This window comes from Rugamonas sp. FW305-51 (genome assembly GCF_058786935.1).
This window is the reverse complement of record NZ_JBYSZG010000037.1, coordinates 49,808-58,905: the sequence shown is the minus strand read 5'-3', so window position 1 is coordinate 58,905 and position 9,098 is coordinate 49,808. Positions and strand designations below refer to the sequence as shown.

Below are 9,098 nucleotides of genomic sequence, written 5' to 3'. Positions count from 1 at the left end.
GCCCTGCATCTGGCGCATGAAGAAGATCCACACGCCGATCAACAACAGCATGGGGAACCAGGAGACGAACATTTGCTGCAGGAAACCTGGCTCTTCGGGCGGCTTGACGTCGAAGCGCACGCCGTTGTCGCGCAGGTCGCCGATCAGGCCCCGGTCCAGGAAGGTGGCGCTGGTGCGGACCTTGCTATCGTCGACGCGGGTGGCCGTGATGTTGCCGCCCTCGATCAGCACTTCCTTGATGCGTTTCGCTTTCACTTCATCCAACAAGTCGGAATACGCGATGGCCTTGGCGCCACCGGTAATGCCATGGTTGTCGAATTGCTTGAACAGCATGAATAAGAGCAGCGCAACGACTACCCAAATGGCAGATTTGGAAAACATGTTATTCACGAAAACTCCTTGGATGCGGGGCGCATCTTTTACCAATAGCTAGAAACCCGATTTTACTCGCAATAAGCAGGCGGTGCCAGAAACCATCCTGCGCGCGCGGGCTATAACAGCGCGCGGGCGCAGGAAAGTCCCGGATTTTGACGATTTGTCACCCCGGATGCGGGTAAAAACCGTTTCTATCCCGGCATAAATGCGGGCCAGGCCTTAAATATCAAGGGGGAAATCGTCCATTTCATCGTCGCCGGCCATGGTGCCGGTGGTCGGGTTTTTCAAACCCTTGCCCAGCAGGAATATTTCGGACGACTTGTCGCGGCTGGCCTTCGGCTTTTTCTGCACCACGACCTTGAATTCAGCCCGGAATTTCTCCACGATCTGGCTGAAACCCATGTCCTTGAAACATTTCACCAGCAGGGCGCCGGACGGTTTCAGGTGCAACTGGGAAAATTCGATGGCCAGGTCGATCAAGTGTTCCATGCGGGCCGCGTCGGCTGTGGCGATGCCCGACAGGTTGGGCGCCATGTCCGACAGCACCAGGTCCACCTTGCGGCCCGACAACACGGTTTCCAGTTCGCGCAGCACGCGCCCGGTGCGGAAATCGCCCTGGATGAAGTGGAAATCGGCGATCGGCTCCATGGGCAGCATGTCCAGGCCGATCAGGGTGCCGTTGACGCCGCCGCCCTCCTTGCCCGACAGCTTGCGCCGTGTGTACTGGGCCCAGCTGCCGGGCGTACAGCCGAGGTCGACGATGACCTGGCCCGCCCGGATCAGTTTTTCATCTTCGTCGATCTCCTTCAGTTTGAACGCGGCGCGGGCGCGGTAGCCCTCCTTCTGCGCCAACTTCACGTAGGGATCGTTAATGTGGTCGTGTAACCAGTTCTTGTTTAATTTTTTCTTTGCCATTCGCGTAGAATACTGCTTTTGAGGAACCACTAAAAATTATTATGATAAAACTTACACCCGTTGAGCGCAGCGCCCTGCGCGCCGAAGCCCATGCGCTGAAGCCTGTCGTCATGATCGGCGAGGCGGGACTGACCCCGGCCGTCATGAAGGAAATCGAACTGGGACTCGACTCCCACGGACTGATCAAGGTCCGCGTGTTCGGCGACGACCGCGAAGCCCGTGCCGGTATGTACGACACGATCTGCGAACAATTGGATGCAGCTCCCGTGCAACACATCGGTAAACTGCTGGTTCTGTACCGTCCGAAAAAAGAGGTGGTGAAGGAACGCAGTGCCAAAGCCGGCAAAGGCCTGCGCGAAGTAACCATCGTCAAACCCAGCGCCAGTGGCACCAAGCGTCCGTCCGTGACCAAGGTCATGATCAAGGGCAATGAGCGGGTGACCGAAGGCGGCACCATCAAGCGCGCCAAGCCGCGCCAGACCTCGGCCAAGAAGAGCGCGCTGGGCAAATAAGCCCCAGGGGAGCGCCGCACGGCGCCCCAACCATCCGGGACGCAGCACGGTCAGCCGTGCCGCGTCCCTTTTTTATTGCTCAAAAAATGGGGACGTACCCCAGTTTGCGCAAACTCAAATTGGGGTACGTCCCCATTTTTTTATTGCTTGACGACTAGCCAGGCCGCCAGCAGGCTCTGCACCAGGTAGAGGCTGCTGGAAATGCCGTGCAGCATGCCGAAGCGGGCCTTGCCGGCCGATTCCATCACCCCGCCCGGCCCCGCCGCCGCCCGCAAGGCGGCCATTTCCGGCTGCAGGCCGAAATGGGACACCAGCGTGCAAGCCAGCATCAGCAGCGTCAGCAGCACCGTCGTGCGGCGCGCCCCGGGCAGTCCCGCCCGGTCCAGCCACAGCAACAGCAGCAACAGCAGCGCGCAGGCGATCGCCAGCAGCGCTTGCACATGGAACAGGCTGGCCGCGATGGTGCCGGCCAGCACCCGGTCGCTCAGCGTGGAAAACAGCGTGGGCGCGGCCAGATAGCCCACCGTCCACAGGCTGCCCGCCCAGGCCGTTGCCACCAGCAGGCGCGCGCGGGCCAGCATCAGATGTAGCGTACTTCCAGGATTTCGTATTCGCGCGGGCCGGACGGCGCCTGCACTTCCACCACGTCGCCGGCCGACTTGCCGATCAGGGCGCGGGCGATGGGCGAGGTGACCGACACCTTGCTCAGCTTCAGGTCCGCTTCATCGATGCCCACGATCTGGTAGGTCACCTTGGCGCCCGAGTCCAGGTCTTCCAGGTCCACCGTCGAGGCGAACACGACGCGGCCTTCGGCGTCGAGCTGGGTCGGGTCGATGATCTGGGCGGCACTCAGCTTGCCTTCCAGTTCGGCGATACGGCCTTCCACGAACGCCTGGCGCTCCTTGGCGGCATCGTACTCGGCGTTTTCCGACAGGTCGCCATGGGAACGGGCTTCGGCGATGGCGTCGATCACGATACGGCGCTCCTTGGTCTTCAACTGATGCAACTCTTCTTTCAAGAGTTCCGCGCCGAACTTGGTGAGTGGGACTGAAGTCATGTTTTATCTGCTATTTACGTGTTATTACAACGGAAAACCACAGAGGCCGCGCCTTCCTGCTACGCGGGCTCTGTGGTTCAAGGGTGGTGCAAAGAAGCTTAGTGTAAGGTTTTATGCAGACCTTGTAAATCGTACACGCGCAACTCGTCCAGATGACGGATACCCTCGACGGCCGCTTCCGCGCCGGCGATGGTGGTGTAGGTCGTCACCCGCGAGGCCAGCGACGAGGTGCGGATGGCCCGCGAGTCGGCAATGGCGCTGCGCTTCTCTTCCACCGTGTTGATGACCAGCACGATCTCGTGGTTCTTGATCATGTCGACCACGTGCGGACGGCCTTCCGTCTTCTTGTTGACGGGGGTGACCGGGATGCCGGCCGCCGCGATCACGGCAGCGGTGCCCTTGGTGGCCACCAGCGTGAAGCCCATCTCGACCAGGTCGCGCGCCACTTTCACGGCGCGCGGCTTGTCCGACGCTTTCACACTCAGGAACACGCGGCCCGACTTGGGCAGCTTGACGCCGGCGCCCAGCTGCGACTTGACGAACGCTTCGCCGAAGGTCATGCCCACGCCCATCACTTCGCCGGTCGATTTCATTTCCGGTCCCAGGATGGTGTCCACGCCAGGGAACTTCACGAACGGGAACACGGCTTCCTTGACGCTGAAGTAAGGCGGCACGACTTCCTTGGTGATGCCCTGCGAGGCCAGGCTCTGGCCCACCATGCAGCGCGCGGCGATCTTGGCCAGTTGCAGGCCGGTCGCCTTGGACACGAAAGGCACGGTGCGCGAGGCGCGCGGGTTCACTTCCAGCACGTAGACCACGTCCTGCAGCTGGCCGTCGATCTCCTGCTTCTGGATCGCGAACTGCACGTTCATCAGGCCCACCACGTTCAGGCCCTTGGCCATCAGCGAAGTCTGGCGCTTGAGTTCATCGATGGTTTCCTGCGCCAGCGAGTACGGCGGCAGCGAGCAGGCCGAGTCGCCCGAGTGCACGCCAGCCTGTTCGATGTGCTCCATCACGCCGCCGATGAAGGTGGTCTCGCCGTCGGAGATGCAGTCCACGTCGCACTCGATGGCGTCGTTCAGGAAGCGGTCCAGCAGCACTGGCGAATCGTGCGATACCTTGACCGCTTCGCGCATGTAGCGCTCCAGGTCGCGCTGCTCGTGCACGATTTCCATCGCGCGGCCGCCCAGCACGTAGGATGGGCGCACCACCAGCGGGTAGCCGATTTCCTGCGCCAGGCGCAGTGCGTCTTCCTCGGTGCGCGCGGTGCGGTTAGGCGGCTGGCGCAGTTCCAGCTTGTGCAGCAGCTGCTGGAAACGCTCGCGGTCTTCGGCCGCGTCGATCATGTCGGGCGAGGTGCCGATGATGGGCACGCCGTTCGCTTCCAGGTCCAGCGCCAGCTTCAACGGGGTCTGGCCGCCGTACTGGACGATCACGCCCACCGGCTTTTCCAGTTCCACGATTTCGAGCACGTCTTCCAGCGTCAGCGACTCGAAGTACAGGCGGTCGGAGGTGTCGTAGTCGGTCGACACGGTCTCGGGGTTGCAGTTGACCATGATGGTCTCGTAGCCGTCTTCGCGCATGGCCAGCGCGGCGTGCACGCAGCAGTAGTCGAATTCGATACCCTGGCCGATGCGGTTAGGACCGCCGCCCAGCACCATGATCTTCTTCTTGTCGGTCGGGTTGGACTCGCATTCCTCGTCGTAGGTCGAGTACATGTAAGCCGTGTTGGTGGCAAATTCCGCGGCGCAGGTGTCGACCCGCTTGTAGACCGGACGGATGGCCAGCTCGTGGCGCTTGGCGCGCACGGCGGCGGCCGTGGTCTGCAGCAGGAAGGCCAGGCGGCGGTCCGAGAAGCCCTTCTGCTTCAGCTTGTACAGCGTGGGCTTGTCGAGCGCGTCCAGCTTCTGGGTATCGAGCCACAGTTCCAGGTCCACGATCTCCTTGATCTGCACCAGGAACCACGGGTCGATGTGGGTCAGCGTGTGCACTTCTTCCAGCGTGAAGCCCTGGGCGAACGCGTCGCCCACGTACCAGATGCGCTCAGGACCTGGCTCGCCCAGTTCCTCTTCGATCTTCTCGCGGTCCTTGGTCTTCTCGTTCAGGCCATCGACGCCCACTTCCAGGCCGCGCAGGGCTTTCTGGAACGATTCCTGGAAGGTGCGGCCGATGGCCATCACTTCACCGACGGATTTCATCTGGGTGGTCAGGTGGTGGTCGGCGGTCGGGAACTTTTCGAACGTGAAACGGGGGATCTTGGTCACGACGTAGTCGATCGACGGTTCGAACGAGGCCGGGGTGGCGCCGCCGGTGATCTCGTTGCGCAGCTCGTCGAGCGTGAAGCCGACAGCCAGCTTGGCCGCCACTTTCGCGATCGGGAAGCCGGTGGCCTTGGAGGCCAGCGCCGACGAACGCGACACGCGCGGGTTCATTTCGATCACGATCATGCGGCCGTCGGCCGGGTTGATCGAGAACTGCACGTTGGAGCCGCCCGTGTCCACGCCGATCTCGCGCAGCACGGCCAGCGAGGCGTTGCGCATGATCTGGTATTCCTTGTCGGTCAGCGTCTGCGCCGGCGCCACGGTGATCGAGTCGCCCGTATGCACGCCCATCGGATCGAGGTTTTCGATCGAGCAGATGATGATGCAGTTGTCCGCCTTGTCGCGCACCACTTCCATCTCGTACTCTTTCCAGCCGATCAGCGATTCTTCGATCAGCAGTTCCGAGGTCGGCGACGCTTCCAGGCCGCGCTTGCAGATGGTCTCGAACTCTTCCTCGTTGTAGGCGATGCCGCCGCCGGTGCCGCCCATGGTGAACGAAGGACGGATGATGACGGGGAAGCCCAGCTCGCGCTGCACGGCCCACGACTCTTCCATCGTGTGCGACACGCCCGACTTGGCCGAACCGAGGCCGATCTTGGTCATCGCATCCTTGAACTTGGAACGGTCCTCGGCCTTGTCGATCGCTTCCGGCGTGGCGCCGATCAGCTCGACCTTGTACTTGTCCAGCACGCCGTTGTGGAACAGGTCCAGCGCGCAGTTGAGCGCCGTCTGGCCGCCCATGGTCGGCAGGATCGCGTCCGGACGTTCCTTGGCGATGATACGCTCGACCACTTGCCACGTGATGGGTTCGACGTAGGTCACGTCGGCCATCTCGGGGTCGGTCATGATGGTGGCCGGGTTGCTGTTGACCAGGATGACTTTGTAGCCTTCCTCGCGCAGGGCCTTGCAGGCCTGGGCGCCGGAATAATCGAACTCGCAAGCCTGGCCGATGATGATGGGGCCAGCGCCGATAATCAGAATACTTTTAATGTCAGTACGTTTAGGCATTTATTTTTTCTCCGTAGCTTCCATCATGCCGATGAAGCGGTCAAACAGGTAAGCGACGTCAGTCGGGCCGGGCGATGCTTCAGGGTGACCCTGGAAGCAGAAGGCCGGCTTGTCGGTGCGGGCGAAGCCCTGCAGCGAACCGTCAAACAGCGAGCGGTGGGTAACGCGGCAGTTAGCCGGCAGCGTGTCGGCATCGACCGCAAAGCCGTGGTTCTGCGACGTGATCAGCACTTGCTTGCTGTCGAGGTCCTGCACCGGGTGGTTGGCGCCGTGGTGGCCGAATTTCATCTTCAGCGTCTTGGCGCCGGAGGCCAGGGCCATGATCTGGTGGCCGAGGCAGATGCCGAACACGGGGATGCCCTTCTCGATCAGCTCACGGGTGGCGGCGATCGCGTAGTCGCATGGCTCCGGGTCGCCGGGGCCGTTGGACAGGAACACGCCGTCCGGGTTCAGGGCCAGCGCGTCGGCGGCCGAGGCCTGGGCCGGCAGCACCGTCACCTTGCAGCCGCGCGCGGCCAGCATGCGCAGGATGTTGCGCTTGACGCCGAAGTCGAACGCGACCACGTGGAATTTAGGAGCGGTCTGCTGGCCGTAGCCTTCGCCCAGCGTCCATTCCGTTTCCGTGAATTCGTAGGCGGCGGTGGTCGAGACCACCTTGGCCAGGTCCATGCCGGCCAGGCCGGGGAAGGAACGGGCCAGTTCCAGCGCCTGGGCGACGGATGGCTCGTTACCCTGGGTACCGACCAGGATGGCGCCGGCCTGGGCGCCCTTTTCGCGCAGGATGCGGGTCAGCTTGCGGGTATCGATACCGGCGATGGCCACCACGTTCTCGGCCTTCAGGTAGTCCGACAGCGACTGGGTGGAGCGGAAATTGGACGCCATCAGCGGCAGGTCGCGGATGATCAGGCCTGCGGCGTGGACTTTGGTCGACTCGACGTCTTCAGGATTGACGCCGGTGTTGCCGATGTGCGGATACGTCAGCGTGACGATCTGGCGGCAGTAGCTGGGATCGGTCAGGATTTCCTGATAACCGGTCATGGAAGTGTTAAATACCACCTCGCCGGTCGTGTGACCGGCAGCGCCGATGGAAAAACCTTTGAAAATGGTTCCGTCAGCAAGGGCTAGGATGGCTGGAACAGCGGGGCCAGAAAAAAATGGCGGCAAGGGCAACTCCTGATAAAGTTACCGTAGCTGCGCCACGTCAGACGACCGTCAAGCATCCCCGGCCGAAGCCTGGGTCGAGGGTCAGATTGATGATGGAATGGTGGTAGTCGCTACGGTAGATGTGAGATTGGCTAAACCTTTGAATTATAACCAAATCCCTACCCTTTGGCAAGACCACGGCGCGATTGCCACACCCTCCGGGCGGGGTCGGTTCCGGCAAACGGACACTAGCTCACAGGCGCGACCGGAATAGCTCGGTTCGCGTCAGATTGCCGGAACTGCCCCTGCTTTTTCAGCGACCGGGGCTTAGGCGACGGCGGCGATGCCGGCCTTGGCGATCTGGGCGTCTTCCGCCGATTTCACGCCCGACACGCCAACGGCGCCCACATAGTGGCCATCGACGACGATGGGCACGCCGCCTTCCAGCATGCCTTCGATTTCCGGCGCGCTCAGGAACGACATGCGGCCGTTGTTGATCATTTCTTCATAGATGCGCGATTCGCGGCGGCCCAGGGCGGCCGTCTTGGCCTTGGCCGGGGCGATGTGGGCCGACAGGGGCGCGGCGCCGTCCATGCGCTGCAGCCACAGCGGGTGGCCGCCGTCGTCGACGATGGAGATCACGACGGCCCAGTTGTTGGCCACGGCTTCGGCTTCCGCGGCGGCGGCGATCTTTTTGACGTCTTCGAGCGTCAGGACTGGTTTGGTTTGCATGTTACTTCCCTAAAAAAAATGAACGACGATTGTACGCCGTTACGGTCTGCGCTTGGCTTCAAGCTTTTGTTTGATTTGTGGCATTAACGCTGCCGCGGCCTGCTCGCCGGCCAGGATGGCCTGGTTGCGGCTGTTGAAATCGCTGCCGCCCATCTTGCCCAGGGCGGGCTGGATGACCACGTCGGCATCCTTGAGTTCGAACTGGTTGATGCGCTGACCCATGATGCTGAAGGTCTGCATGATCACTTCCAGCGAACTGACGGTCGCTTGCGCATCGGCCTGGGTGGAAATGTTGACAGCAATGATAAAGTCGGCCCCCATGTCGCGCGCGAAACGCACGGGCACCGGCGCCACCAGGCCGCCATCGACATAGGTGTGGCCGTTGATGCTGACCGGCTGGAACACGCCCGGCACGGACGACGAAGCCCGCACGGCCATGCCCGTATTACCGCGCTGGAACAGGATGGGCTGCCCCGTCTTCAGGTCGGAGGCGACGGCGCCGAACGGAATCTTGAGCTTTTCCAGCGGCTGGTTGTTGACGGCCTTGTTGACGTAGGCTTGCAAGGCTTCGCCCTTGAGCACGCCCGAACTCTTGCCGAACAGGGGCAAGGCCCAGTCGGAAATGGCGGCCTCATCCATATCAAAGGCCAGCTTCTGCAGCTGGAAGCCCGTATTGCCGGCCGCGTACAGGGCGCCGACCACGCTGCCGGCGCTGGTGCCGACCACGATGTCAGGATAGATGCCCTGCGCTTCCAGGGCCTTGATCACGCCGATGTGGGCAAAGCCGCGGGCGGCGCCGCCACCGAGCGCCAGGCCGATCTTGACCTTGCGCGGCGGTGCCGGCTGGGGCGCGGCGATTGGGGTGGTATCGACGTGGGGCGTGGTGCTGCAAGCGGCAAGGGCGAAGGCGGCGAGCGCGAAGGCAAATAGGCGTCTAGGGTGCATGTGGTGGTGGTGGGCAAAGTCAGCGCCGCGATTGTATCGCAATTAGCTGCCTTGCCCCCTGAGAACCGACTTAAGCCCCCCCCTGCCCCG

At 62.4% G+C, this 9,098-nt stretch carries 9 protein-coding genes; 1 reads left to right on the top strand and 8 read right to left on the bottom strand.

What is annotated here, in order from left to right:
* Together AC3WOS_RS21570 and AC3WOS_RS21565 are read right to left on the bottom strand one after the other, a co-directional pair.
* A partial coding sequence (locus tag AC3WOS_RS21570) for an ATP-dependent metallopeptidase FtsH/Yme1/Tma family protein (RefSeq protein ID WP_492718403.1) occupies window positions 1-381 on the bottom strand: 381 nt, incomplete at its 3' end.
* A gap of 213 nt (window positions 382-594) precedes the next feature.
* Window positions 595-1,290 (bottom strand): RlmE family RNA methyltransferase, encoded by a 696-nt coding sequence (locus AC3WOS_RS21565; RefSeq protein WP_492718402.1) that lies wholly within the window; start codon window positions 1,288-1,290, stop codon window positions 595-597.
* A 41-nt stretch (window positions 1,291-1,331) separates the two neighbouring features.
* On the opposite strand from AC3WOS_RS21565, the gene AC3WOS_RS21560 reads away from it, so the two are divergent.
* Window positions 1,332-1,802 (top strand): YhbY family RNA-binding protein, encoded by a 471-nt coding sequence (locus tag AC3WOS_RS21560; RefSeq protein WP_492718400.1) that lies wholly within the window; start codon window positions 1,332-1,334, stop codon window positions 1,800-1,802.
* Window positions 1,803-1,942: 140 nt separating this feature from the next.
* Here the strand turns inward: AC3WOS_RS21560 and AC3WOS_RS21555 are convergent, their stop codons facing one another.
* The 6 genes from AC3WOS_RS21555 to AC3WOS_RS21530 all read right to left on the bottom strand — a co-directional run bounded on the left by AC3WOS_RS21555 (window position 1,943) and on the right by AC3WOS_RS21530 (window position 9,008).
* Window positions 1,943-2,386, bottom strand: coding sequence for a DUF4149 domain-containing protein (locus AC3WOS_RS21555; protein WP_492718408.1), 444 nt, complete (start codon window positions 2,384-2,386; stop codon window positions 1,943-1,945).
* Window positions 2,383-2,859: a transcription elongation factor GreA gene (gene greA / locus AC3WOS_RS21550; RefSeq protein ID WP_492718399.1), complete on the bottom strand. Its 477-nt coding sequence runs from the start codon at window positions 2,857-2,859 to the stop codon at window positions 2,383-2,385. The genes AC3WOS_RS21555 and greA overlap by 4 nt, the downstream gene beginning before the upstream one ends.
* Window positions 2,860-2,957: 98 nt before the next feature.
* Window positions 2,958-6,188, bottom strand: a complete 3,231-nt coding sequence (gene carB / locus AC3WOS_RS21545) for a carbamoyl-phosphate synthase large subunit (RefSeq protein WP_492718398.1) — start codon at window positions 6,186-6,188, stop codon at window positions 2,958-2,960.
* Window positions 6,189-7,352: a glutamine-hydrolyzing carbamoyl-phosphate synthase small subunit gene (gene carA / locus AC3WOS_RS21540; protein WP_492718397.1), complete on the bottom strand. Its 1,164-nt coding sequence runs from the start codon at window positions 7,350-7,352 to the stop codon at window positions 6,189-6,191.
* 306 nt (window positions 7,353-7,658) lie between these two features.
* Window positions 7,659-8,063, bottom strand: a complete 405-nt coding sequence (locus AC3WOS_RS21535) for a GlcG/HbpS family heme-binding protein (RefSeq protein ID WP_492718395.1) — start codon at window positions 8,061-8,063, stop codon at window positions 7,659-7,661.
* Between the two features lie 39 nt (window positions 8,064-8,102).
* Entirely contained in the window at window positions 8,103-9,008 is a 906-nt protein-coding gene (locus AC3WOS_RS21530) for a patatin-like phospholipase family protein (protein ID WP_492718394.1), read from the bottom strand.
* Window positions 9,009-9,098 lie beyond the last annotated feature (90 nt).

Coding starts and splice junctions, on each gene's coding strand:
- greA (WP_492718399.1), bottom strand. CDS start 2,859: ATGACTTCAGTCCCACTCACCAAGTTCGGCGCGGAACTCTTGAAAGAA.
- carB (WP_492718398.1), bottom strand. CDS start 6,188: ATGCCTAAACGTACTGACATTAAAAGTATTCTGATTATCGGCGCTGGC.
- AC3WOS_RS21535 (WP_492718395.1), bottom strand. CDS start 8,063: ATGCAAACCAAACCAGTCCTGACGCTCGAAGACGTCAAAAAGATCGCC.
- AC3WOS_RS21565 (WP_492718402.1), bottom strand. CDS start 1,290: ATGGCAAAGAAAAAATTAAACAAGAACTGGTTACACGACCACATTAAC.
- AC3WOS_RS21530 (WP_492718394.1), bottom strand. CDS start 9,008: ATGCACCCTAGACGCCTATTTGCCTTCGCGCTCGCCGCCTTCGCCCTT.
- AC3WOS_RS21560 (WP_492718400.1), top strand. CDS start 1,332: ATGATAAAACTTACACCCGTTGAGCGCAGCGCCCTGCGCGCCGAAGCC.